The organism is Corynebacterium sp. c25Ua_89 (assembly GCF_047459735.1).
GTDB classification, from domain to species: Bacteria; Actinomycetota; Actinomycetes; order Mycobacteriales; family Mycobacteriaceae; genus Corynebacterium; species Corynebacterium simulans.
This window is the reverse complement of the sequence record NZ_JASBOD010000005.1, coordinates 137,488-161,797: the sequence shown is the minus strand read 5'-3', so window position 1 is coordinate 161,797 and position 24,310 is coordinate 137,488. Positions and strand designations below refer to the sequence as shown.

The 24,310-nt window shown below is 59.0% G+C and carries 27 protein-coding genes, 3 tRNA genes and 1 pseudogene; 15 read left to right on the top strand and 16 right to left on the bottom strand.

The window, feature by feature from the left end:
- Positions 1-19 precede the first annotated feature (19 nt).
- On the top strand, positions 20-265 hold the full coding sequence (locus QKB66_RS09140) for a hypothetical protein (RefSeq protein ID WP_311518752.1): 246 nt from the start codon (positions 20-22) through the stop codon (positions 263-265).
- A 6-nt stretch (positions 266-271) separates the two neighbouring features.
- Entirely contained in the window at positions 272-922 is a 651-nt protein-coding gene (locus QKB66_RS09135; protein ID WP_414253161.1) for a response regulator, read from the top strand.
- Positions 923-943: 21 nt separating this feature from the next.
- Here the strand turns inward: QKB66_RS09135 and QKB66_RS09130 are convergent, their stop codons facing one another.
- The 5 genes from QKB66_RS09130 to QKB66_RS09110 all read right to left on the bottom strand — a co-directional run bounded on the left by QKB66_RS09130 (position 944) and on the right by QKB66_RS09110 (position 5,227).
- Positions 944-1,522, bottom strand: coding sequence for a hypothetical protein (locus QKB66_RS09130; protein ID WP_248092859.1), 579 nt, complete (start codon positions 1,520-1,522; stop codon positions 944-946).
- A gap of 12 nt (positions 1,523-1,534) precedes the next feature.
- The gene (locus QKB66_RS09125; RefSeq protein ID WP_070433327.1) at positions 1,535-2,104 is read right to left on the bottom strand and encodes a hypothetical protein; all 570 of its coding nucleotides are present in this window, start codon (positions 2,102-2,104) and stop codon (positions 1,535-1,537) included.
- A 57-nt stretch (positions 2,105-2,161) separates the two neighbouring features.
- Entirely contained in the window at positions 2,162-3,448 is a 1,287-nt protein-coding gene (locus QKB66_RS09120; RefSeq protein ID WP_414253160.1) for a hypothetical protein, read from the bottom strand.
- A 518-nt stretch (positions 3,449-3,966) separates the two neighbouring features.
- Entirely contained in the window at positions 3,967-4,623 is a 657-nt protein-coding gene (locus tag QKB66_RS09115; protein WP_414253159.1) for a rhomboid family intramembrane serine protease, read from the bottom strand.
- A gap of 73 nt (positions 4,624-4,696) precedes the next feature.
- Positions 4,697-5,227, bottom strand: a complete 531-nt coding sequence (locus QKB66_RS09110) for a peptidylprolyl isomerase (protein ID WP_414253158.1) — start codon at positions 5,225-5,227, stop codon at positions 4,697-4,699.
- Positions 5,228-5,295: 68 nt separating this feature from the next.
- Between QKB66_RS09110 and QKB66_RS09105 the strand changes: the two genes are divergently transcribed.
- A complete protein-coding gene (locus tag QKB66_RS09105; protein ID WP_414253157.1) occupies positions 5,296-5,934 on the top strand; it encodes an HAD family hydrolase in 639 nt (212 codons plus the stop codon).
- Here QKB66_RS09105 and metE read toward each other — a convergent pair.
- Positions 5,914-8,187: a 5-methyltetrahydropteroyltriglutamate--homocysteine S-methyltransferase gene (gene metE, locus QKB66_RS09100; RefSeq protein WP_414253156.1), complete on the bottom strand. Its 2,274-nt coding sequence runs from the start codon at positions 8,185-8,187 to the stop codon at positions 5,914-5,916. The genes QKB66_RS09105 and metE overlap by 21 nt on opposite strands.
- Complete coding sequence (locus tag QKB66_RS09095; RefSeq protein ID WP_414253155.1) at positions 8,184-9,107, bottom strand: methylenetetrahydrofolate reductase; 924 nt, start codon at positions 9,105-9,107, stop codon at positions 8,184-8,186. The genes metE and QKB66_RS09095 overlap by 4 nt, the downstream gene beginning before the upstream one ends.
- Before the next feature lie 327 nt (positions 9,108-9,434).
- Between QKB66_RS09095 and QKB66_RS09090 the strand changes: the two genes are divergently transcribed.
- From QKB66_RS09090 to QKB66_RS09070, 5 genes are all read left to right on the top strand, one after another.
- Positions 9,435-10,292 carry a GDSL-type esterase/lipase family protein gene (locus tag QKB66_RS09090; protein ID WP_311518754.1) on the top strand — a complete coding sequence of 286 codons (858 nt, stop codon included), beginning with the start codon at positions 9,435-9,437 and terminating at the stop codon, positions 10,290-10,292.
- A 98-nt stretch (positions 10,293-10,390) separates the two neighbouring features.
- Positions 10,391-11,200, top strand: a complete 810-nt coding sequence (locus QKB66_RS09085) for a hypothetical protein (protein ID WP_414253154.1) — start codon at positions 10,391-10,393, stop codon at positions 11,198-11,200.
- A 116-nt stretch (positions 11,201-11,316) separates the two neighbouring features.
- Complete coding sequence (locus tag QKB66_RS09080; RefSeq protein ID WP_062036471.1) at positions 11,317-11,520, top strand: hypothetical protein; 204 nt, start codon at positions 11,317-11,319, stop codon at positions 11,518-11,520.
- A 235-nt stretch (positions 11,521-11,755) separates the two neighbouring features.
- Positions 11,756-13,186 carry an ABC transporter transmembrane domain-containing protein gene (locus tag QKB66_RS09075; protein WP_414253153.1) on the top strand — a complete coding sequence of 477 codons (1,431 nt, stop codon included), beginning with the start codon at positions 11,756-11,758 and terminating at the stop codon, positions 13,184-13,186.
- The gene (locus QKB66_RS09070; RefSeq protein WP_414253152.1) at positions 13,183-14,964 is read left to right on the top strand and encodes an ABC transporter ATP-binding protein; all 1,782 of its coding nucleotides are present in this window, start codon (positions 13,183-13,185) and stop codon (positions 14,962-14,964) included. Before QKB66_RS09075 ends, QKB66_RS09070 begins: the two co-directional genes overlap by 4 nt.
- 183 nt (positions 14,965-15,147) lie before the next feature.
- Here QKB66_RS09070 and QKB66_RS09065 read toward each other — a convergent pair.
- Positions 15,148-15,220, bottom strand: a tRNA-Ala gene (locus QKB66_RS09065).
- Positions 15,221-15,396: 176 nt separating this feature from the next.
- Between QKB66_RS09065 and QKB66_RS09060 the strand changes: the two genes are divergently transcribed.
- Positions 15,397-16,245, top strand: a complete 849-nt coding sequence (locus QKB66_RS09060) for a polysaccharide deacetylase family protein (protein ID WP_248092850.1) — start codon at positions 15,397-15,399, stop codon at positions 16,243-16,245.
- Entirely contained in the window at positions 16,245-16,793 is a 549-nt protein-coding gene (locus QKB66_RS09055) for a DNA-3-methyladenine glycosylase (protein ID WP_414253151.1), read from the top strand. Before QKB66_RS09060 ends, QKB66_RS09055 begins: the two co-directional genes overlap by 1 nt.
- Here QKB66_RS09055 and QKB66_RS09050 read toward each other — a convergent pair.
- The 8 genes and pseudogenes from QKB66_RS09050 to gyrA all read right to left on the bottom strand — a co-directional run bounded on the left by QKB66_RS09050 (position 16,790) and on the right by gyrA (position 22,032).
- Positions 16,790-17,275, bottom strand: coding sequence for a MarR family winged helix-turn-helix transcriptional regulator (locus tag QKB66_RS09050; protein WP_311518944.1), 486 nt, complete (start codon positions 17,273-17,275; stop codon positions 16,790-16,792). The two genes, QKB66_RS09055 and QKB66_RS09050, sit on opposite strands and share 4 nt — an antisense overlap.
- Positions 17,276-17,317: 42 nt before the next feature.
- Positions 17,318-17,591: pseudogene (locus QKB66_RS09045) on the bottom strand (succinate--CoA ligase subunit alpha); the annotation flags it as partial.
- 311 nt (positions 17,592-17,902) lie between these two features.
- Positions 17,903-18,283: a hypothetical protein gene (locus QKB66_RS09040; RefSeq protein WP_061925555.1), complete on the bottom strand. Its 381-nt coding sequence runs from the start codon at positions 18,281-18,283 to the stop codon at positions 17,903-17,905.
- Complete coding sequence (locus tag QKB66_RS09035; RefSeq protein WP_005325312.1) at positions 18,283-18,492, bottom strand: hypothetical protein; 210 nt, start codon at positions 18,490-18,492, stop codon at positions 18,283-18,285. The genes QKB66_RS09040 and QKB66_RS09035 overlap by 1 nt, the downstream gene beginning before the upstream one ends.
- Before the next feature lie 302 nt (positions 18,493-18,794).
- Positions 18,795-18,867: transfer RNA gene (locus QKB66_RS09030), tRNA-Ala, on the bottom strand.
- 9 nt (positions 18,868-18,876) lie between these two features.
- Positions 18,877-18,953, bottom strand: a tRNA-Ile gene (locus QKB66_RS09025).
- A 166-nt stretch (positions 18,954-19,119) separates the two neighbouring features.
- Positions 19,120-19,464: a DUF3566 domain-containing protein gene (locus QKB66_RS09020; protein WP_062036487.1), complete on the bottom strand. Its 345-nt coding sequence runs from the start codon at positions 19,462-19,464 to the stop codon at positions 19,120-19,122.
- 3 nt (positions 19,465-19,467) lie between these two features.
- Complete coding sequence (gyrA, locus tag QKB66_RS09015) at positions 19,468-22,032, bottom strand: DNA gyrase subunit A (protein WP_414253150.1); 2,565 nt, start codon at positions 22,030-22,032, stop codon at positions 19,468-19,470.
- A 78-nt stretch (positions 22,033-22,110) separates the two neighbouring features.
- Between gyrA and QKB66_RS09010 the strand changes: the two genes are divergently transcribed.
- The 5 genes from QKB66_RS09010 (at position 22,111) to QKB66_RS08990 (ending at position 24,262) form a co-directional block, all read left to right on the top strand.
- Positions 22,111-22,323 carry a hypothetical protein gene (locus QKB66_RS09010; RefSeq protein WP_061925542.1) on the top strand — a complete coding sequence of 71 codons (213 nt, stop codon included), beginning with the start codon at positions 22,111-22,113 and terminating at the stop codon, positions 22,321-22,323.
- Entirely contained in the window at positions 22,320-22,589 is a 270-nt protein-coding gene (locus QKB66_RS09005) for a cell filamentation protein Fic (protein ID WP_239240217.1), read from the top strand. Before QKB66_RS09010 ends, QKB66_RS09005 begins: the two co-directional genes overlap by 4 nt.
- Before the next feature lie 126 nt (positions 22,590-22,715).
- Complete coding sequence (locus tag QKB66_RS09000; RefSeq protein WP_414253149.1) at positions 22,716-23,072, top strand: hypothetical protein; 357 nt, start codon at positions 22,716-22,718, stop codon at positions 23,070-23,072.
- Between the two features lie 33 nt (positions 23,073-23,105).
- Positions 23,106-23,543: a DUF6918 family protein gene (locus tag QKB66_RS08995; protein ID WP_062036503.1), complete on the top strand. Its 438-nt coding sequence runs from the start codon at positions 23,106-23,108 to the stop codon at positions 23,541-23,543.
- A gap of 32 nt (positions 23,544-23,575) precedes the next feature.
- Positions 23,576-24,262 (top strand): nitroreductase, encoded by a 687-nt coding sequence (locus QKB66_RS08990; protein WP_414253148.1) that lies wholly within the window; start codon positions 23,576-23,578, stop codon positions 24,260-24,262.
- Positions 24,263-24,310 lie beyond the last annotated feature (48 nt).

Here is a 24,310-nt window from a genome sequence, read left to right as displayed (position 1 = left end):
CCCTTATAGGAGTATCCACATGCGTTTTCGTTCTGCTGCAGCCGCTGCCGGTGCGGCCCTGTGCTTGATGGGGACCCCATTTGCTAGCGCTACTTCTTCCTTCGGTTCTTCCAGTGCCGCTGAGTCTGCTACTCAGACTGAAACCGCCAACGAGACCGCCTACACCGGCGGATTTACCTACTACACCTCCATAGCGGAAGACTTCGCAAACGCTTTGCGTTGCTCCACCAGCCCGCAGCGTTGGTGGTGTGGTCGTAGCCGCTAAGCCTCGATGTCCATTAGAGTCTTTCTCGTCGATGATGACCCGCTGGTCCGCTCGTCACTACGACTTTATTTCGAAACCACCGATGACATCTCGGTGGTAGCTGAGGCAGCTAATGGCGCAGAATGCCTCTCGATGCTGGACAACGTTGATGCCGACATCGTCTTGGCAGATATTCACATGCCCACGATGGACGGCATCACTTTGCTGCGCAAAATCAAGGAAAGGCCCTACCCGCCAGTTTTCTTGGCGGTGACATCCTTTGATTCGGATGACACCATGCTCAAGATTCTGCAGGAGGGCGGGGCTGGCTACATTCTGAAAAACCAAAGACCGCAATCCATCATTGATGCAGTGCATGAGGCCATCCACGGCGGCACCGTCGTCGCACCCGTAGCGATGCACCGCCTAGTGGGATACATCGGGGATGCGCCCCGTAAGGATCCGGTCGCCACCGCCATCGAGACACACCACCTCAGCACTAACGAGATCAACGTGCTCAAGCTGCTGCTGCAAGGCAATTCGAATTCCGAGATTGCAGCAGCGCTGGAGATCTCAGAATCTTCGGTGAAAAAGCACGTCTCCAGCCTCATCATCACCTTTAACGCAAGCACCCGCCTAAATCTTGTAACCAAGATTTTAGGCGGGGCAGGTAGCTAGGCACTGGGGCTAGAACACGGCTTAATACACCGGGGCATCGTCAATGCGTAGCTCCGAATAACGCGAGTACGGTGCGCTGACAAAGTACGGCGCGCCCTTTTCTACCCACTGCTGATCCTCGGAACAACGCACATCCTGCGAATCCGCGTCGAGCATCATAAAGCCCCAGACGAGCTTGCCTTGCTGATTGGCTTCCAAATCGTAGGGGCCAATCTTTTGCCCGAGGCTCCAGTGGATCTCGTGGACGAAGTTAAAGCCAAACGTGTTCGACATGTACTTTTCAATGTCGCCGATTGGCTTCACTGAAACGCTGACCTCAGTGGTCTGCGTACGCTTATCAGTCACGGTGTGGCTAACTGGAACAGTGTAGTCGTTGCGATTAGCCACGCTGGCGGCATCAGTCTGCTTAAACCACATGCGCTCCGCCGTGACATAGGTGCCCTGTGCGCCCGGTGTTGCACAGTGCGTGCCCGGCTTGTAGTCATCATTCCAGCGCTGCGGCAGGCGGTAGGAAGCCGCGCCGTCGACAGCCTGCGCAGCCGGAGTGGCCGCACTTACTGCCACCAGCAATGCTGCGGCGATGCGTGCAAACTTGCGCACAGTTTGCCTCCCTTAGTTGAACTTCATGTTGTCGCGAGTAGAAACCTCAACGTGGCGCTCTGCTGGCAGCGACGCGGTGAAGGTCTCGCCGGTGCCCTGCCAGGTTCCGTCCTGGCCGCACACGGTCTTCTCGCCTTCAAAGTCGGAGACAACCCAGCCCGCGCGCATGACGGCGGTCTTACCAGGTGCAACGTTGTACGGACCGACGGTCTCGCCCACCTCGTAGGTCTGGGAATCGGTGTAACCAGCGTTGAACTTGATGTTGACTAGCTTCAAGATGTCGAAGTCAACGCCTACGGAAACGTTCCAGGTCTTGGTCTTGGTCTCCTTGATGGAACGGGTCAGTGGCAGCGGCTCAGCGTTGTAGTTGGAGACGGTCCAGGTGCCTGCGGAACCATCAAAGTAGGTGCGGACAATCTCAACGGTCTGGCCGGTATCGCCTGGGTTGACGCACTTTTCACCGATGGTGGTCGGGTTAGCAGCGCCGTGGTTAACGGCAGGCAGTGCCATTGCTGGTGCAGCGGCGATGGAAGTTGCAGCAATTGCGGATGCTGCCAGTGCGAGAGTGCGGTTAAAGCGCATGGTGTTACTCCTATTTAGTGAGAAAGAAAGTGGGGTTGGTAGGCGGTGTCGATAGTGTTAATAGGCGGTCTGGGTCGCAACTGGTAGGTCACGCCACTCATCTGGGGTGACGTCAACCTTGCGGGTCGAGCCATCCTTGCCGGTGACGGTGGCCTCCGCCCAGAATCCAGCCGGCGCGGAAGCCTGCTTGAAGTCGTGAACAAGGCTGTACTTTCCGTCGCGGCCACAGTGCAGCTCGCTGTAGTTCACGCGCATCATGGTGGTGCCGTATTCGATGCGTGCGCGCTCACCTGGCTTAAGGTCGAGTGGCGCCAACGCGGTACCCACCGGCATGTAGGCACGCTGCACAGCACCGATGGAGCCGAGCCAGCCCTCCGGCAAGCGGCCTTTATTGCCCAGCCAGTTCATCTGGCCGTTGTACTGCGCACCCACCAGGTGGTCGGTGATGCCACGATAGGTGTAGTCAGCCTCAGTCCAGTTCATGAAGTCCTGGGAAAAGCCCGGCTTTCGGAAGGTAGGAGCTACGCCCTCAATGGTGTTCGGGTACCACTGCATATCGCCAGCGGTGCACTCTTCGCCTTCACTCGGCCAATTCTCGCGCTGCAGGTCGGTCGCAGGGTTGACCACATGGTCCTGCTTTTCATCGGCAATCTTCTCCAGGCTTGGGCCGGAGACGGCATTGTAGCCACCATCAACAACCTTGCTGTTCGCACCCGGCGCGCGGGAAGGAATCTCAAGCGCTTGGTCATCAACGGTGCCGTCGGCGTGGATTACGGTTGCCCAGGCATAACGCTCAGCCGGTGCGGTACCACGGATGACATTTGCACCCGAGATATTGGTATAGATGCCATCCTTGCAGTCCACGAACATGGAAATGAAGTCTTTTTCCACAGTGCCGTATTCCACGCGGAAGGAATCGCCAGGCGCAAGCTTGATCGGCCCGATGGTTTCCCCTTCGATCCAACCGTTGGACAGAGTCAGACCGATGTCTGCCTTTGCGGTGGTATTCCAGTTGGAAGGCCACTTGGCGGCAGAGTTTGCTTCGATCTCGTGATTAGTACCGGATTCGACGGTGGCGGTGTACGGAACCGTCTGCTTGGTGGTGTTGGTGAACTGGATGGTGCCATCCGAAAGGTAACGGCGGCCAGTTTCACCAAAGTGCCAATCCGGATAACCCGCCGCAGTAGCCTCTGCTGGGCTGCACTCCTTGTAGAGATTCTCAATCGGATAGCCCTGCGGCATGGCGGGGATCTCTGCGTGTGCCGCAGCAGGGGCAACGAGGCTTGCCGCAGACAGTGCGGCGGCTGCTACGTAGTAGCTGAGACGGAGGCGGGGAATGCGCATCGCTACGTTTCCTTTTATTCACTATTTTTTGAAGTTTGAGGTTCACAACGGCGCGGTCTCTCCCTCCACGCGCTGTGAACTACTCACATGACGCTAGACGGCCACCATCGAATCCTTCAATACTTCAGATACTTTCGGATAATCGCCCCTTGAGCTGAAGCTTTACAGACTTTTCCCAGCTAATTGCTATCCGAGAAACACTCAAAATTGTCCTTTCGTACACACCCGCTTCTACCCCCCTTTCCCGAGTTGCCAACAAGATGGGAAGAAAGTTATCCACAGGCTGGGGATAACTCTGTGAAAATCAAATTCCCCAGGTTTCTTCCACAGCCTGTGGATAACTGTTTTCACGCACTTCCACAGGGGTTAAATTGCAAGAATGTAAGTCTTCTTGCCTGCGTGATCAGGCAAAACTCCGTCCATGCGTTCGAGAAATTACAAAAATGTAGTTATCCACATTGTGGATAACTACTGTGGAATTCTTTCGCACAAGCGTTTTGGTGAATAACTCGCCGGAGTTATCCCCAAAACCCTGCTTGAAGGCCTAAAAAGAAACTTAAAGCCAAGAAAACCGTGAAAACTCCCGTCCATCGCACTCCCCGACGGCTGTTAAAAACAAAGAATGCGAGAATCACGCCTGTGAACAAACCGCCCAAATGACCCCACAGCGATACGCCGGACATCAAAAACGTATAAGCCACGTTGGCCACTACAAGAACAATGGGTGCCCGCAGATCCATACCGCGGGAGTCGTAGAGCCCTACCAGCAAAGCGAGCAGTGCATAGATAGCTCCCGAGGCTCCCACCGTCGGAGTTTGATAATCCATCCCCAGCACGGCCGCTGAGGCGCCCAGCAAAGAGAGCAAATATACACAGGCATACAACACCCCGCCTAAGGCCTGTTCGATTTCGCGGCCTACGAGCAGCAGAAGGAACATATTGACAGCGAGATGCCCGAGATCGATATGCATAAACCCGGCACTTAGCGCCGTCAACGGCGCAGCCTCAAAGTCCGGACCCCACAGCGTCCAGTCATAGGCCAGCGAAGAGCCGTAGTAGGACGCAGTAAGCGAATGCGACTGGATGGCGGTAACCGCCCACGCCAAGGCACAAAAGGCGATGACTGTTGCGGTGACCGGCGCTTGTTTTAGGTAGCTTCGCAATGTCTTTTCCATATTTTCCCCAAAAACTTCAATGAGCCCACCGCCACTTTTAATAAGTGGTGGTGGGCTCAGTTGTTAAGAGCTCTTAGGCGATCTCGATGGACTCGATGATGACGTCCTCACGCGGGCGGTCCATGCGGTCCGTATCAACCTTGGCGATCTTGGACACGACTTCCTGGGATGCCGAGTCGGTGACCTCACCAAAGATGGTGTGGTGGTTGTTCAGGTGCGGGGTCGCAGCCACGGTGATGAAGAACTGGGAGCCGTTGGTGCCTGGGCCAGCATTTGCCATAGCCAGCAGGAATGGACGGTCGAATTGCAGCTCTGGGTGGAACTCATCCTGGAACTGGTAGCCAGGGCCGCCACGGCCGGTGCCGGTCGGGTCGCCACCCTGGATCATGAAGTTATCAATGATGCGGTGGAAAATTGCGCCATCGTAGAACGGTCCGGACTGCTCGCCCTTTGCGTTCTGGGTGGAGTAGTCCTTCTCGCCCTTTGCCAGGCCGATGAAGTTCTCCACGGTTACCGGTGCATGGTTACCGAACAGGTCGATAACGATATCACCGTGATTGGTGTGCATCGTTGCAGTTGCAGTCTTCTGAGTCATGCCGACCATTGTATGGAATTTCTGGCTCGCGCGCCGCAAATGACATAACGCCCTAAGCGATCACTATGCTTAAGCCCATGATTCGCGCCGTGCTCTTCGACCTCGATGACACTTTGATGGACCATACCTCCGCTATGCGCGAGGGTCTCGACGAATGGTGCCGCGAGCTAGGGCTTCCCACTGGCCAACATGAACGCTTCGCCGCCATCGAGCGCAAGTGGTTCGCCGCCTATGAGCGCGGCGAGGTCACCCATCATGGCCAGCGCATCGCCCGCTGCCGCGAGTTTCTAGAAAAAGACCTTTCGGAGCACGACGCATTGCAGGCCTATTCGGGGTATCTTGCCGCCTACCAGCGCAATTGGCGCGCTTTTGCCGATGCCCAGCCCGCCCTGCAGCGAGCCCTGCAAGCAGGTCTTCGCGTTGGCGTTCTCACCAACGGCGCCCGCGAGATGCAAGAGGCAAAGCTGCGCGCCGGCAAGTTAGATCTGCCAGAGGTGCATCTCATCGCCACGGTGGATCTGGGAATCCCCAAACCGCAGGCCACCGCCTACCTGGCAGGCTGCCAGGTGGTGGGTTCTACTCCCGCGAAAACACTGATGGTGGGTGACTCGCTAGCTAACGACGTCGAGGGCGCCCGCGCCGCCGGGCTGCAAGCGGTGCACCTGCGTCGCGACGGCTCAGGCGATATTTCTGGCCTAGACCAATTGAGGTTCTAGCGCGGAGGCCAGCACTTCCTCGCGTGCCAAGACGAGATTGCGCAAAGCCGCTTCCGTCTCGGCATAGCCGCGGGTCTTAAGACCACAGTCTGGGTTAATCCACAGCCGCTCAGCCGGCACATGGCGTAATGCTGCACGGATGAGCTCGGCCATCTCCGCCACCGAAGGCACGCGCGGCGAGTGGATGTCATAGATGCCAGGGCCGATCTCCGAGTGGAACTTCTCATCGATGTCTTGCAGCAGCTCCATGCGTGAGCGCGCCGCCTCGATGGAGGTGACATCGGCATCGAGGCCTGCCACCGCATCAATGATCTGCCCGAACTCGGAGTAACACAGGTGCGTATGAATCTGGGTGGTCGGTTGCGCCTCGAGGGCAACCAAGCGGAAGGCACGCACTGCCCAATCAAGGTAAGCCTGGCGTTCTTCTTGACGCAGCGGCAGCAGCTCCCGCAGTGCGGGCTCGTCGATTTGGATGATGCTGATGCCGGCGTCTTCGAGGTCACGCACCTCGTCAGCCAGCGCCACGCCCAACTGATCCGCGGAGACTGATTGATGCACGTCATCGCGGGTAAAGGACCACGCGAGGATGGTCACCGGGCCGGTTAACATTCCCTTGACATGCTTTGCAGATAGCGACTGCGCGTACTTGGCCCACTCCACCGTCATCGGCTGCGGGCGGGAGATGTCACCGCCAACGATTGGCGGACGAGTACAGCGCGAGCCATAAGACTGCACCCAGCCATTTTCGGTGACCACGAAGCCGTCGAGCAGCTCCGCGAAGTACTGCACCATGTCATTGCGCTCCGGCTCGCCGTGCACGAGTACGTCCAGCCCTAGGCGTTCTTGCAGTTCGATGACCTGCGCGACCTCCTTGCGCAGCGCCTTTTCATAATCGGCGTCGGAAAGCTCGCCCTTGCGGTGCGCGGCGCGCGCAGCGCGGATCTCCTGGGTCTGTGGGAAGGAACCGATCGTGGTGGTCGGAAGCTGCGGCAGGTCCAGGGACTTCTGCTCCTCGACGCGCTCGGCAAACAGCGGCTGACGCTGCACCTGCCCTTCCGGCAGCCCTGCCGTGCGCTTGGCGACGTCCTGGTTATGCGTGCGCGCTGATTCCGCCCGGGTACGCACCGCGCGATCGGCCTGGGCATAAGCCTCTGGGGCGTCGAGCGGGCCGGCGAAAAGGGCCACGACCTCGCGTACCTTTTCATCAGCGAAGGAGAACCACGTCGCGACGTCAACTGGCAATGTGGTTTCGGCAGCGACGGTATGCGGAACGTGCTGCAAAGATACCGAGGTAGTAACCGAGGCGCCCGGAAGTTGCTCCAGCTTGGCACGCAAATCGCGCAGGTTCGCCGCCCACACATTACGGCCATCAACCAGGCCCGCGCTCACGTGCACCGGCAACTGCGCTACGCGCTCCAAATAATCTGGTTCCAGCGCCAGGGTTCCCACGCTCAAGTCCACCTGGACTGCTTCTGGGCGTAGCTTCGCAATCGCGTCCAATCCCCTGCGGGCTGCGCCATAAGGCGTGGTCAGGTAGATCTGTGGGCGCTTCGCAGTGCCGAGGATGCGTTCGTAGGCCTGAATAAGGGCGTCGGCAAGCGTAGCGTCATCTGCTGACTGCAGATCAGCCACCAGCGCAGGCTCGTTGAGCTGAATCCACTCCACGCCCGCCGCATGCAGGTACCCAAGCACCTCGATATAAGAATCCACCAGCTTGCCCAGGTGCTCGAGAGGCTGGGTGTGGGAACCTTCCGCCGGCTTGGACAGCGCAAGCAGCGTCACAGGACCCACCAGCACTGGGCGCACCTTGTGGCCTGCTTGCCCGGCTTCCTCTACCAGCTTCAGCACGCGCTGCGGACGCGCCTGAAACTCCTGCTCGTCAGCAATTTCTGGGACGATGTAGTGATAGTTGGTGTCGAACCACTTGGTCATCTCCAGTGGTGCTGCCTGTGCATTTCCGCGCGCAAGACGAAACTCATCGGCAAGGGTTTCGCCCTCGACTACGCCCACCGTCAGCGCGGTTTCGAGGACGTGATCGTAATAGGCCACGTCCGCCGGGATTGCATAATCCTCGCGCAGGCCGAGGTCATGCAGGCGGGCATAGGTATCAAGGCGCAGCGAGTGCGTGGCCGATTCAAAGGTCTCCTCATTGATCTTGTCGGCCCAGAAGGCCTCGAGTGCGCGCTTTAGCTCGCGGTTCGCGCCGACGCGCGGATAGCCTTCGATGGTTGTGTGAGGAAATGGTGCGTTCATCGATTTACTCCGATTCTGCTCAGTAAGTCTTGGGTGATGGCTGGGTTGTTATGCGTATATATATGGAGGCCCTCCGCGCCCGCGCGCAGAACGCCGCGCGCGAGTTCGGCCGTGAGCTCCATACCGATTTCTTGTTCTTCTTCTGGGGTTTTCGCTGCCGCGAGCGCTGCCCGCACTTTTGGTGGGACGTCGAGCCCGGACAGCCCCGCCATTCGCTCAAGGCGGGCCACGCTGGTCATCGGCATGATTCCGGGGATAAGAGGGATGCGCACGCCGGCGAGCCGGGCGCGTTGATAAAAGCGCGCGTAGTCTTCCGGGTCGAAGAAGAGCTGCGTTATGGCGAAGTTCGCGCCCAAGCGCTGTTTGGCCAGCAGGACATCGATGTCTTCATCAGCATTGGCTGATTCCGCATGGCCATTGGGATAGCACGCCACGCCGACGGCCAGGTTGCCTGCGGCGAAACGTGCCGCTTGCGCTGCTTCCCGACGCCGAATGAGCCGGATCAGCTCATCAGCATGCTGCAGGTAGCCCACGGGCATGCCGTCTTCCGGAAGATCCCCGCGCAGTGCGAGGAATCCGCGGACGCCAGAATCGACGAGTACATCAACCCACTCGCTTAGTTCTCCCGGGTTACCGCCGGTGCAAGCAAGATGCGCCAAGGGACGCATCGAGGTAGTACGCGCGATCTGCTCAATGAACGCGGCCGTGCCACGCAACCATCCGGAGCGCTGTGAGCTGGTTACTGCAATGTAATCAGGATGATAGCTCTGCAACACTGCAAGCAGTTCGGATATCTTGCTCGCATCAGCGTCGTTGCGCGGCGGAATCACTTCGAAGGAAAGCGCGGTGCGCTGACGCACCCGAGCCGTCCATTCATCGATTTGGTCTAAAGGCGCAGAGGCCGAGAGTCGCGGAGTCATGCCCACCTCCTTCGCTGGTCACTTCGATTTCGTTGAGATGAAATGTACCAAGCGGTCTATTAAGAAAGGAGGGCTAAAATTTAGATACTATCTTTAAAACGGTTCTGCCTGCGGGGTTAACGCTTATTAGCGCGAATAAAAATCGCCCAAAATGAACCAAGCTGTCTATCCAAAAGGCGTGGCGGCGGGGGTAACCGGCCTAAAAAAGCAGTAGAATCAAGGCCAATTCCCAATGTCAGACTTGTCTATACCACCTCTCTTAAACAAGTTGCGACCAGCTCCAAACGCAAACGACATCGAGGCTCTCTCTTGAAAAAACATAAGATTTTGACCAAGCTCTCTGCTGTCTGCGCTGCAGTAGTAACCACCGCAACTCTTGGAACGGCAGCCGCATCAGCTCAGCAATCCGAGACGGTCCTCTTCGGCGACTCCATTTTTGCCAACCCCACCTTCGATCAAATCGGCTCCCCCATTGCCGAGCTATCTAGCGCCATGAAGATCGGCAGCGACCCAGGCGCTCCGAGCCCACAGGGTTGCCCGCAGGGCGCATCCAACGTTGGCCGCGAGCTCGGCCGCGCCTCGGGCCAGCGCGTCATCAACTACGCTTGCTCCGGCGCTACCGCTGCCGGCAGCACGCCGCGTTCGGACTTTGTCCAGCAGGTAGGCCACGCGGTTGATACACACACCCTCAACCCGGGCACGCGCAACGTGCTGATCCAGTTCGGTTTCAATGACGTCGTCAACACGAACTTCATCGTTGACCCGAACCGCACGGCTTATAAGAACGCGATGCGCAATCAGATAAACCGCATCCGCGCTGCCGCCCCAAACGCCAAGATCACCCTGGTGGGCTACCCAGCCTTCTCTGCGGCAAACGGCTCCATTTGCCCAATCCGCATCAAGGAGAACCCAGGACTAGGCGCTAACCTCTCCGCACTGGGCAGCGTACGCACCATCGAAGACAACGTTAACCATGCGATGTTCCAGGCCGCCCAAGAAAATCATGTGGACTATTTTGACCTACGTTCGGCCACCATCGACCACAATATGTGTGCGCCGACCGGCATGCGCTGGATGGGAGGCGTCTACGAGTTTGCGGAGCCGCATAACTTCTTCAACCACCTGACCCACTCCGGCAACGTTGGCGTGGCGCGCATCCTTTCGGATCGCGTCCTCGCACGCTAGGAAATCCACATAAGGATTAACGCTATAGTGGCGGGGCCCTCGCGCCGTCACTACGCTGGGGTGAAGCGCACCATAAACTAATTTAAGGAGCATCTGGGATGAACCCCACCGCAATTTCCGCCTCCATCGGTCTAGCGAACAATCTGTGGAGCCGTTTCAAGGATTACCGCGAGGAAAAAGAACTCGAAGCTTATGCCGCCCTTGAAGGCGCCGCCGCACGTGCGGAAAGCCGCAGCAAGGATCTCTTCCCAGAGGCACGCCGCAACGCCGGTGCTGTAACCCAGGCTGCCCACGAGCGTCTCGAGCGCACCATCGCCGAGCTCAAGGAGCGCGGCCAGGAAGCTGGCAAGCAGGCATCTGAACGCTTCGAAGAGGCTCGCAAGGATGCCAAGAAGGCGCAGAAGAAGACCAAGAAGCAGGCAAAGAAGCAATCCAAGGCTGCACGTAAGGCCGCAAACAAGGCGCAGAAGCAGAGCGCAAAGAAACTGAAAAAGGCAAAGAAGGTCAACTTCCGCAAGGAAGACAAGGGCTCCAAGTTCTGGCCATTCGCCCTTATCCTGACTCTTGTCTCCGCAGTTGCCGGCGGCGCTTACTACTTCTTCAAGATCCGCAAGGAAGCTCCCTCCGAGGTTCCACCTTGCGTTGAGGACTTCGGTGGCGGCGCAGACGCAGCGGCTGAGGGCTCCACCTTGGTCTACACCTCCACCTCCGAGCAGGACCTCAAGAAGGATTCCGACCTCGCTGAAGAGGGTGTCGTCGAGCGCGATGAGGAGCTGCTGGGCTCCATCGATGAGCAGCTGGCAAAGCACAAGGAAGAAGCTGCGGCCGCTGAGGCCGATACCTCCCGCATCACTGATGACCGCGAGGATGAGGGCAAGCACCGCCTGCAGACTGACGAGCAGGAGTAGTAATATCCCCCGAGCAAGGGGGTAGCACTCAAGTTGTCTTGATCTCAATTCTTTGATTAAGAGACCTAGAGCTGATTGAATTCTTGAGTATTTCGAACCTATCTCAAGGAGAGTAAATGAGCTTCGAGTCTCTCATTGTCAAGCTCAAGAGCGGAGCGACCTACTACTTCCCAGCCGGCTCCGTCAGCGGGGATCCTTCACATCGTGTTGACAATCTCCGCTTTGCAATTGAGAACGGCACTATCTTCCGTTCTGTTGATGACAACGGTATCGACCGCGAGTTCTCTGGATACGACGTATCGAATTACCACCTTGCATAAAACCTGCAGAGCATAAAACCTGCTAAGGCTGTCTTTCTTTCCGGATAATCCGAGCAAAGAAAGGCAGCCTTTTCTTATAGGATAAGCAGCTATGACTGTCTATCCTCGCATGAAAACCTGGTCTTAGTACCTGCCAAGCCAGCCACCCGCCGGGGAGACCTCTCTCACCGAAACCACCAATTGGTCTAAACCCCGCAGCGCAACCCGGCGCCTGCTCTTTGCGCAGCCGGTGGGCGTGGCCGGCATTCTCATCTCCGCCGCCATCAACGCGCCATTGGGTGCGCTTGTCTCCGTGGTCATTGGCCAAGCCACGCAATACGCATTCAGCGACCCTTCCTGGCGCACGCTCGCCATTCCAGTGGCGTTGACCGCACTGCTGCTTTTCATCGTCTATCTCGCCGAGGCCACCGCGGATGCTTTCACCGATCTCAGCCAGGCCCGCACCACGCATACGTTGCGACTCGGGCTGCTGGAGAAGCTGCTCAGCGCTTCTACCTCGGGACTTAACCCAGGCCGCCTGCTCAACACGATGGACGAGGATTCCCATTACATCGGCCAGCTCAAGCAGGTGCTCAACTTTCCGCTGACCATGGTGGGCTATCTGCTGGGCGCGATTTTCAGCCTAGCGCCGATCTCGTCCGTGGTTTCCATCGTGCTTTTGATAGGTGCCGTCGTCACCGCGGCGGTATCTTGGGCCACCGCAAAACCGTTGACGAAAGTGGCGGCAGCCCGCCGCCAAAAGGAAAACACGGCGCTTTCGCTCGCAACGGACTACGCGCAGGGCTCCCGCGTTATTAAAGGTCTAGGTGCTAACGAGGTGGCCAAGCAACGCTTTGGCACCGCTGCACACACCGCCCTCGACGCCATGCTGCGCGAGCTGCGTCTTAGCGCTTGCCTGAACTGGTTGCGTCAGATGGTGCCTACCGCATTTACCATCGGTCTGCTCGCATGGACCTCATGGCAGATGTACCTGGGCAATATTTCCCCAGGTGGGATGATGAGTATCACGATGCTCGCCCCACCGGCGCTCAACGTCCTTGGGATCGCACTGGGCCATCTCACCGAGGCGTGGGCGCGAGCTCAGGCCTCGGTGGAGCGCATCGGTGAGTTGCTGGAGGATCTGGATAAAGGCGACGTCGCAAAGCACGGCAATGCACTTTCCTTAAGCCCGGGCCTGCAGGTCTGGGTACCGGAGACCACCAAAGGGCGCGCGCTTGTCGACGCCACCATATCCCGCCTTTCTGCTCACGGCGCCCTGTGCCCGCCGCACCGGATTTCTGTGCTGGAGGGGACGCTGGCCGATAACATCAATCCGCTCGGCAACATCCCGGCATCGCAGGTTCGCGCGGCACTTGAGGCCGCGGCCTGCGAGGACATCGTCGCTCGTCTCGGCGGTTTTGATGACTCTGGCGCCTTGCCGGATGCCCCCATTGGGGAGGCTGGACTGAACCTGTCGGGCGGTCAGCGCCAACGCGTTGCGCTTGCCCGCGCGCTTGCCGCGCACCCGGAAATCTTGGTGCTTGATAACCCCACCACGGGCTTGGATTCGCTAACACTCGCGACGGTAGCTGAGCGCGTGGCGCGCTTGCGCAAGGACCAGATCACCGTCGTAATCAGCGGCGCGTCGACGTGGGCGGCTAACGCGAAGGAGGTGCTCGAACTATGAGTAAACCCGCAGCAGATGCCCTAGCTCCTGCCTCCGCCCGTGAGTCCTGGCAGTTCCTTCGCACGCTGCCTTCCGCACCGTCGAAGGCGAAGCTGGCCGTGGTATTTGGCATCTTTACGCTGACCATCGTGATGATGAACCTGGGCTCGCAGGTACTCGGCCGCCTCGTGGACATCATCCAGGGCGGCGAAGTCCCTGTGATTGGCTCTGGGCGCAATGCGATGATTGCCGCATTATGGATCATCGCAGCCTGCCTCATCGTTGAGGTCAGCGGCCGGGCGCTCGGCGGCTACCTCATCAACGCCCGCACACGCCGACTGGCTGTGGATCTGCGTACCGCAGCTCTCGACTCGGTGCTGCGCGCGCCCGTGCCGCGCGTGATGGAGCTGGGAACCGGCAACGTGATCACGCGCTTGTCTAAGGACATCGACACCGTGGTCACGGCGGTGGCCATGATGGGTGAGCGCCTCGCCGTCACCATCTTCATTCTGCCGCTTACTTTCCTGACCATGGCTTTCATCCACCCGGCTTACCTTTTGCTGTGCATGCTCGCAGTCGCCGTGATGTATCCGTTTATCAAGGGAACGATTCGCGATATCCCCGCCGTGGCTAACGCCGTCTCCACCGTAGAGGCCCGCCGCAACAACGTCTTGCTGGATACCATCCGCGCCTTGGAGACCCTCCGGATTTTCCGCCTCGACGGCTGGGCCACGCGCCGCATGGAGGACTACTCTTGGCACACCGTGCAGGCTTGGGGCGACAAAGTGCCGCTTATCAACCGCATCATTGGCCAAGGCAGCATCGCTTTCGGAGTGCTCCTGCTGGGTTCACTTTCGATGTCGGTTCCGATGGTGGCGTGGGGATGGCTCACACAAGGCCAGGCCACGGCCGCGGTCTTGCTGATCATGCGCCTAGAGATGCACGTTTTCAACATCTTGTTCTTCGCTGGGGAAATTCAGCATTCGGCAACTTCCTTGGGCCGCGCTGTGGCGCTGGCTCTGCTGGGCGCTGACGTGCCGACCAAGGAAGTAGCGCCGCTTGAGCAAGCCCCCGCGGTGCATATCGACGGCGTGAGCTACTCCTACCCCGGTGGCGCCAAGGTCTTAGACGGCATTAGCCTCACGCTGGCGGCCGGCACCACGACCGCGCTGGTGGGCACCTCAGGCGCAGGCAAGTCCACCTTGGCCGCACTGGTGGCCGGGCTGCAGTACCCCACTGCGGGCAGCATCCGCCTTGACGACGTCGACACTGCAACAGTGCCCAATACCTGGGTGACCGAGCATGTCGCGCTGATTACCCAGGAGGTCCACCTCTTTTCCGGCACCCTGCGCGAGGATCTTCTGCTCGCCCGGCCACATGCTAGCGATGCGGAACTATGGGCAGCCCTACACGAGGTGGGATTGACGGAAGACTCGCGCTGGCTTCCCGACGGCCTCGATACCCGCATCGGCGCCGGCAACGAGGAGATGGGCGCCGAAGCCGCCCAGCAGATCTCGCTGGCGCGCATGGTGCTGCGGCAGCCGCCGGTGCTCATCATGGATGAGGCCACCTCAGAGGCCGGCTCTGAACACGCCGCCGTGCTTGAGGAAGCCGCCCGGGCCGTCACCCGCGGGCGTACCTGCCTAGTGGTGGCGCACCGCTTGGACCAGGCTCGTGAGGCGGACCGCATCATCGTGATGGAGCAAGGAGAAATCGTCGAAGACGGCGATCACGCCTCACTCATGGCGCTCGGTGGGCGCTACGCCAAGGCCTATGCGCAATGGGAGCACGGCCACTAAGCCAAACTTGGCCCGACTAAACTCCCTCCCCTTCTCTCCTTCACTTCTCCTCTCTTCGAGAGGTGGTCCCCTTTGCTTGGCTCCCTTTGTGGGGGATGCAGAAGCGAGTCTCGAAAGCGGCGGGCCGAGGACAACGCAGGAACGACGAAACCCGGCACCGAATGGTGCCGGGTTTCTGGGCTGTGGAGCATAGGAGAATCGAACTCCTGACCTTCTGCTTGCAAAGCAGATGCTCTACCAATTGAGCTAATGCCCCAGTGCGTTTAATGCTACCCCAGGGGTATCGCAGAAAGAAAATCGCCGGCTCAGCCGCTAGCCCCACCGGTCACAACAGTTAACTATTTTCACTCTGGTTGCGTGTCACTAGGGCTTTTAGAAACGGCAGCGACCATAATCAAGGAACAGAAATACCCTCGTTAGAAAGGCTTTTGCATGCGCCGCCTCGCTGCCGCTACCGCTGCACTCTTACTAACCGCCGCACTTCCAGTTTCAGCCCACGCAGCGCCAGCAGCGCGCTTCCCGGTCCCCAACTTGCCGCAGATGCAACTGCCGAACCTCCAGCAAGAAGCCGAGAAGCTCAATAACGACTTCCTAAACTCCTTGCCGCCAGAGCTCGGTTCATCGAAGCCTGCACCACAAAAGCGCACCCCAAGCCCAGCACCTGCACCTACGCAAAAGTCTGACTGCTCCAATTGCGTCGCCATCACCTACGACGACGGCCCCAGCACCCTAACCAACCAGCTGCTCGACACCTTGCGCGAAAAACACGCACACGCCAGCTTCATGGTGCTTGCCCCTAACGCCACAGCCCACCCAGAGCTGCTGCGCCGCATGCAGGCAGAGGGGCATACCATCGGCAACCACACCAACACGCACCGCGAGCTAAACAAGCTCGCCGCCGGCGACGTCGACGGGGAAATCAAGGCAGGTGCCGGCGCCATCAAGGCGGCAACCGGCCAGAGCCCTCGTTGGCTGCGCCCACCGTACGGCGCCACCAACGGCACTGTCGACGCCGCGGCCAAAACCAACGGCCAAGCCGAGGCCATGTGGTCCGTGGACACGCTGGACTGGAAGGACCGCAACTCCGAGCACGTATGCAGCGCTGCAGTCAGCGGCGCGCAGCCGGGCGGCATCATCCTCATGCATGACATCCACGCCACCACGGTTAATGCTGCCAGCTGCGTCATCGACGGCCTGCGCGCCAAGGGCCTCGAGCCGGTAAGCCTCGATACCCTTGTCCCCAACCCACAGCCGGGCAAGCAGTACTACTCTCGGGGCTAATGATTGATTTCTCGGCTCCCGCAGACGTGGTGGCGCCTCAGCTTTTGGGTGCCACGCTCACCTTCAATGGCGTCAGCATCCGCCTGACGGAAGTCGAGGCCTACCTTGGCGCCGAGGACCCCGCCGCACACACGTACAACGGCCAGACTCCGCGCAACGCGGCGATGTTCGGCCCACCCGGACGCCTTTACGTCTACGCCTCCTATGGCATCCACCGCAACGGCAACATCGTTTGTGCCCCGGAGGGCACGGGCCAAGGATGTCTGCTGCGCGGAGGCGAGGTCATCGAAGGTACCGAGCTCGCTTTCCGACGCCGCGGCACCACCGACTTCCATAACCTCGCCCGCGGCCCGGGAAACCTCGGAAAAGCACTGGGATTCACGCTGGAAGATAACGGCACGCCAATTCAACTCACCGAGCGTGAGCACGAGCCGGAGTGGGTCTGCGGGCCGCGAATTGGCATCAGCAAGAATAAACAAGCGCCATTGCGCTTTTGGATTCCATTCGACAAAACCGTTTCGGCGCGCAGGGGTATGCCGCCGAGTTAGTAACGCCCGCCGTAGCGTTCATCGCTCTCGATGGCCGCGAGGATGCGATCGTTGATCTGGTTGAGCTGGCGCACCTGCGTGCGAGTGAGGTTGTCCATCACGGAACGACGCGCCTGGGCGGCGTGCCCAGGCGCAGTGGCAACAACCTTGTCCCAACCGGCGTCGGTAAGCTGCGCCAGCGTGGTGCGGCCGTCGTTGGGATCAGGTCGACGCGCTACCCAGCCTTGCTTCTCCAAGCGCGTGACGACCTGGCTTAGGCGCGATAGAGAGCCGTTTGCGGTAAAGGCGAGGTCACGCATGCGCATCTCGCGGTCCTCGGCCTCGGACAGCCGGGATAAGACGGTGTACTCAAAGAAGCTTAGGCCGGCGTCATCGCGCAGCTGCGCATCCAGAATGTTGGTCAGACGGATTGTAACTCCCATGAGAGAGACGAAGGAGGAAAGTTCCTCCTCATCGAGCCACTTCTTATCCTTCTCGGTCATGAAATTTATTCTAGCAATGAAGCTTTATTCATTAAGCATCTGCTAGGCAGATTTCAGCGCTTCCCGGAGAAGCTGCGCCGCCTGGCTCGGAGTCTTGCCGACCTTCACGCCGGCCTCCTCAAGCGCCGCCTTCTTGCCCTCTGCGGTTCCGGATCCCTCCAGAGACAATCGCTCCTGCGTGCCCCATGGTTTTGCCCTCCGGCGCGGTAAATCCAGCAATGTAGGCCACCACCGGTTTGGTCACGTGCTCCTTGATGTAGCGTGCGGCATGTTCTTCGGCATCGCCGCCGATCTCGCCGATCATGATGATGGCCTCGTAGAAAGAAACTTAAGTACTACCACCCGCGCAGTTTTTTACCGCCAGCACACGTATCTTGCGCGAGACCACGCTGCAAAAATACGCCCGGACTGGACTTTTCGGACACGAAGCGGCCAAGATTAGACGCCAGATCCTCGACCAGGCCGAGCCGTTTAACGCCGCCCACATCACCAACTGGGGACGACCTTGAAAGCCCACCGTCACGTGCGGCTAACGCACACGAGTCCACCGGCCGATAAAAACGCCCAGTACGCGTGTGTATCATGCGCGTGCTGGGCAACTTTCGCTGTCAGTGTAATGTCCTCCTTTTAGGATGCTGCGAGCTTTTGGGCGCGCTGGTAAGACACGCCGAGGACTGTTCCCATATCTCGTACGGTCATTCCAGCGTTTCTCATTGCAACAGCGAGGTCATGAGTGCTTGCCTGTGCCGCAGCGGCCAGTCGTGCCGCTTCTTCGCGTTCTTTTTCGGCGCGAGCTTTCATTTCCGCAAGGTCCGGTGGAAGAACGACATCAACAATAATGTTGAGTTCGTCTGGGTCTAGACCTGCCTGGTAGGCCAGTGCTTCGCGCATCTCGTCGGCAGCATTAGCCAGCCGCTTAGTTTGGGACACTGCCCCTAGTTCGGCGCATTCGAGCACCCATACTCCGCTGGTTCCGCGTTCTGCGGTTACTGTGTATGTCGTGGTCATTACCTCCACCAGCCTTTCCCTAATTCTTGGGCGTATTGGTCGAAAAACTTCTTGACTGTCACATCGTCAATCTCACGGTGCCTACCTAAGGTTCGGGTTGTGCTGCCTACCCGATAAGCGTCATGGCGCGATAGGGCGATTTCCTCAAATTCAAGACCACGCCGCTTAGCTTCCGCTTTCAATTTCTTGATGACGGCGTTTCGCTTCATAACGGTAGTCTACCGACAGGAGACTAAACAAGTCAACCATGGGTTGACAGCCAAACTTCGCTGTTGCGTTCGCAACGTTGAGGACTCCGCTCACCACGTTAAGGATTCCAACTCCTGAGGTGGCGGGGTCTTTTTTCTTGCGACCGGGCGTTTCCAATGAGTGTCTACCCATTAGTCACCTCGGGCAAAGTAGCAGAAGGGCATGCGGACGAAATTTTGCTACTTAGCCCCGTGTCAGGAACGGTGCACGCCCCGAAGCAACAAAGGAACCCGACACCATTACGGTGCCGGGTTCCGGGCTGTGGAGCATAGGAGAATCGAACTCCTGACCTTCTGCTTGCAAAGCAGATGCTCTACCAATTGAGCTAATGCCCCATTGTTCCGTGGTGGGCCTAGCAAGAATCGAACTTGCGACCTCATCGTTATCAGCGATGCGCTCTAACCGACTGAGCTATAGGCCCCTGTGCGGAACGAGAAGTAACTTTACATACCGATCCGACAAATACACAAATCGCCAGCGCAGACAAGGTTTTAGAAGGTTGTTTAAAATGCGAAACCGGCACCGTCTCTTAAGAATTTAAACCTAAAAGACGATGCCGGTTCGATGTGGGTTAGCGGGTTCGGGCTTTAGCCATGACCAGACTGGATACCCAGCTTGAAACCACCGAAGACGTCCACGATGGCGTTATAAAGTACCGCGAGCAGCGGCGCCAGCAGCATGTTGAACACCGCCACGATTGCGCCGAAGAGAGCAGAGATAGACAAGACCACACCGAAGGTCACTTCGAAGGCGCCGCCCACTCCGCCGACTAGGCTGTTGAGAGAATCCCAGATTCCCGCCTGATCGAGGCCAAAGTAGAGCAGGCACACGGCAAGCAGCCATGCGATAAGCCCGACGAGAGACATCGCCAAGCCCACGCGGAAGGCCGAAATCGGTGAGATCCGCGTAAGGGTTACGTCTCGTCTTGCCATGGATTACTCCTCGCTATCTGCTGTGTTCTTGGAATCCGCAACCTTGAGGTGTTCCTGCTGAACGTCCTCAACGGATTTCTCGCCCTTGGCCACAGCCTGTGCGTCTTCCTCACCATCGTCCTCAACGTTGCGGTCGATTGCAAGCAATTCGACGTCGTCGGAGAGGTTGACCAGGCGCACTCCCATGGTGGCGCGGGAGGAAGGACGAATCTGGCCCACCTCGGTGCGGATGACGCCCCCAGCGGAGGTGATAGCGAAGATCTCGTCTTCCTCATCGACGGAGATAGCGCCGATGAGCTTGCCGCGCTTCGGGGTGTACTTGAAGGTCATAACACCCAAGCCACCGCGGCCCTGTGGCGTGTACTCCTCGATAGCGGTGCGCTTGCCGTAGCCGCCGGAGGTGGCAACCAGCAGGTACTCGCCATTGTGAACCACGGACATGGACAAAAGCTGGTCATCGTCGCGGAAGCGCATGCCCTTCACGCCGGCGGTGGCGCGGCCCATCGGGCGCAGCTGGTCATCGTCAGCGGTGAAGCGGATGGCCTGGCCCTGCTCAGAGGTCAGCAGGATGTCATCGCCTTCGTCGACGAGGGACGCGCCGATGAGCGCATCACCCTCGTTGAGGTTGATGGCGATTAGACCGGCAGAACGTGCGGACTCGTAGTCGGTAAGACGGGACTTCTTGACGCGGCCCTGCTTGGTAGCCAGGACGAGGTAAGGAGCGTCCTCGTAGGACTGAATCTGAATGACCTGTGCGATCTTCTCCTCCGGCTGGAACTCCAGCAGGTTAGCCACGTGCTGGCCACGTGCGGTGCGGCCTGCCTCCGGCAGCTCATAAGCCTTGAGGCGGTAAACACGGCCAAAGTTGGTGAAGAAGAGGATCCAGTCGTGCGTGGAGCAGACAAAGAAGTTCTTGACGATGTCGTCCTGCTTGAGCTCCGCACCGCGCACGCCCTTGCCGCCGCGCTTCTGCGCCTTGTAGGCATCAACCTTGGTGCGCTTTGCGTAGCCAGTGGAGGTGATCGTGACGACCACGTTCTCGCGGGCGATAAGATCCTCGTCGGTGACGTCGCCAGAAGCGGCCACGATCTGGGTACGGCGCTCATCGCCGTACTTTTCAACGATCTCAGCGAGCTCGTCGTGGACGATCTGACGCTGGCGTTCCTCGCGGGCGAGGATGTCCTTGAGGTCAGCGATGATCTCTTCGATCTCAGCCAACTCGTCAATGATCTTCTGGCGCTCTAGGGCTGCCAGGCGGCGCAGCTGCATCGCGAGGATGGCGTCGGCCTGGATATCGTCGACATCGAGAAGCTCCTTCAACCCTTCTCGCGCTTCGTCGACCGTTGGGGAACGGCGGATAAGCGCGATGACCTCGTCGAGCATATCGAGGGCCTTGACCAAACCACGCAGGATGTGGGCACGCTTTTCGGCCTCATCCAGGCGGTACTGGGTACGGCGAACGATGACCTCGATCTGGTGCGCAACGTAGTAGCGCAGCATCTGGTCCAGGCGCAGGGTGCGCGGCACGCCATCGACGATGGAGAGCATGTTTGCGCCGAAGGAGGTCTGCAGCTGGGAGTGCTTGTAGAGGTTGTTGAGCACGACGCGAGCGACGGCATCGCGCTTCAGGGTGACCACGATGCGCATGCCGACGCGGTCGGAGGACTCGTCCTCAATCTTGGAGATGCCAGCGATCTTGCCATTGGCAACAGACTCCGCGATGTTGGAGATCATGTTATCCGGGTTGACCTGGTACGGCAGCTCGGTGATGACGATGGTCTGGCGGGAGCCAGACTCCTCGATGGAGGTCACACCGCGCATACGGATAGAGCCGCGGCCGGTGGTGTAGGCATCCTTGATGCCTTGGTCACCAACGATAAGGCCGGCGGTTGGGAAGTCCGGACCCTTCACGCGTTCCATGCAGGCTGCCAGCGCCTCTTCGTCGGAGGCCTCTGGGTTATCCAGCAACCAGAAGATAGCCTCAGCCAGCTCGTTGAGGTTGTGCGGCGGGATGTTGGTGGCCATACCAACGGCGATGCCGCCGGAGCCGTTCATCAGCAGGTTCGGAACGCGGGAAGGCAGGATGTCCGGTTCCTGGGTCTTGCCGTCGTAGTTCGGGGAGAAGTCGACGGTGTTTTCGCGAATGTCACGGACCATTTCCATGGCCAGCGGGGTCATGCGGCACTCGGTGTAACGCATTGCCGCTGGGCCGTCGTTGCCGCGGGAACCGAAGTTACCCTGGCCATCGACCAGCGGGTAGCGCATGTTCCAGGACTGTGCCAGACGCACCAACGTGTCATAAATTGCGGAGTCACCGTGCGGGTGGAATTGACCCATGGTGTCCGAGACCGGGCGAGCGGACTTCACGTAGCCGCGATCGGGTCGGTAGCCGGAGTCGAACATCGCGTACAGGATGCGGCGGTGCACCGGCTTCAGGCCGTCGCGTACCTCTGGCAGAGCACGGCCGACGATGACGGACATGGCGTAGTCGATGTAACTCGACTCCATCTCCTCGTTGATATCAATCGGTTGAATACGATCAAAGAGATCGTCATTTTGGTCACTCATAACGGCAAATTCTACCCTCTACGCCCCTCTCCCGCCGGCTGCGCCGCACTAGTGATACCACGGTGATACCATCGGGCCATGGCTATGACTCTTCGTCTTACAGCGGAACAGGATCATGCGCTGACCCTCCTGGCCTCCGCGCAAGGCACCTCCAAGCACGAGGCGGTGGTGCGTGCAGTTGTGGCGGCTGCGGCGCGCACGCTTTCCGACGCCGCGGTCCAAGACGCCGCACGCCAGCTCCTGCCCGGCCGCGCCGAGCTCGAGGCAGAAATCCGCAGGGCTCGATCATGACCGCAGAGCAGCTCCTTCTCATCGCGCGCGAGTTCTGCGCGCAACACAAAACCACGGTGACTAACTTTGGCGCGTTAGTTGCCGCCGCGAGCGTCTCAAGTGCCCGAATTGATGGCATCCCCGTCCACGCAAACCGGCAGCAAGCAGCACAAGCGATGCAGCAGATATTGATGGCTTATCCTGCGCTTAACAAGCACAACCGCGCCTTCGCAGCACTTAGCGCCCGAGTATTCATGGAGACGGAATCACGTCTTAGCCTGCGCTGACCTATCCTTTGTTGCCCGAGTTATGTAAGTTATAGCTGGTAACACTCAACTATTCCCTCGAATATCCGCGCGGCTTGGCCTTGAGGAATGACTGAAGCGTCAATGCAACGCGTAGGAAAGGAAGACATGTCTCTGAAGAAAGCCATCGCTGCGGGCGTAGTAGCAGTATCCCTAAGCACCGCTGTCACCCCAGCCGCAACCGCCACCTCCAGCACCCCTGAGACCACCAACACCTGGGAAAACCAGGTCAATCCTAATTTCAAACCAGGCGAGGTAACTTCCTCTCTCACCGGCTCTTCCCCACTCGATTTGGGCATCATCATCGGCGGTTCCGTCGCTGGCGCCGCGCTTATTTTCAAGCTGGTGACCGATTTCGCTCCGGCACTTCTCACCCAGGGCGTCCCGAACCTCGACCTCGAGCGCCTTGCTCGTGACAACGGCTTAACCCAACTTGCAGATCAGATTGCTGCCCTGAAGGGCTAATTGCCGCATTCGGGTTTCAGTAAGATTACTGCCATGTCTAATCTTTCCCAGCTCCTGGAAGAGCCAACCCGCACCAGCGTTGTCACCGCGCTTGTTTCCTTGGTCGATAACACTGTCTCCGAACAATCCGGCATCACCGGCATGGCCATCAAGGGCGCGGTGGCCGCGGCGAAGAAGGTCGACGCCGACATCGTCTCAAAAGGGATCAACCGCGCCCTGCCGGATCTCCTCGGCGAGATGGAATCCTACTGGCAGGAGTTCGAGACCTCCCCGCAGGAGGATTTCGGCACCTACCTGGCCGGAAACGACAAAGAGGTGGCAGATTCCATCTTGGGTGTGGCTGATCGTAATGCAGACCAGGTAAATAATCCGGCGCTGGTGAAGACCTATAACTCCCTACGCAGCAAGATCGCCAAAATTATTGAACCCCAGATTCCGGAGCTCGCGCGCATTTTGCAAAAGCATATGTAACCCCATATGTAAGAAGGTGTAGTCTGGCGCGCATGACTTCAAGCGATAACTATTCTGAATTCATCCGCAGCCGCCACTCCGCCCGCGCCTACCTGCCAGAACCAGTTCCGGCAGAGGTTATTAAACAGGTGCTTATCGACGCCCAGTCTGCACCATCTAATTCCAATACGCAGCCATGGGACGTGCACGTGGTTAGCGGTGAGAAGCTCCACGAACTTTCTGATGCGCTCATCGCCGAGTTCAATGAAAACGGCATCAACCCGGATTTCACCTTGGACTACGGCGAGGGCGTGCACCCTTCCCGTTCCGTTGAGCTGGCAAAGAAAATGTACGGCATCCTAGGAATCGCCCGTGAGGATAAGGAGGGCCGCACCGAGTTCGTGCGCGAAAACCTCCGCTTCTTTGGCGCCCCGCACGCAGCACTTCTTTATATCCCGCCAATGGGCGATCGCATTCGTGCTGCCTTCGATCAGGGCACTTATGCAGAAAGCTTCCTGCTTTCCCTACGAGCCCACGGCTATAACGGAACCCCGCTGGGCATGATTTCGCTCATGGCACCGACCACCCGCGAGTTCCTCGGCATTGATGAGGAGCAGAAGATGGTCGTCGCCATCGCCTTCGGTAAGGCGGACGAAGACAGCCCCGTGTTCAACGTAGAGCCGGGCCGCGCCGATCTTTCTGAGACGGTCACCCTGCACGGCATCGACTTGGACATCTAAGGCCAAATTACAGAAAGCGCCCTGCTCTCCCATTCGAGGAAGAGCAGG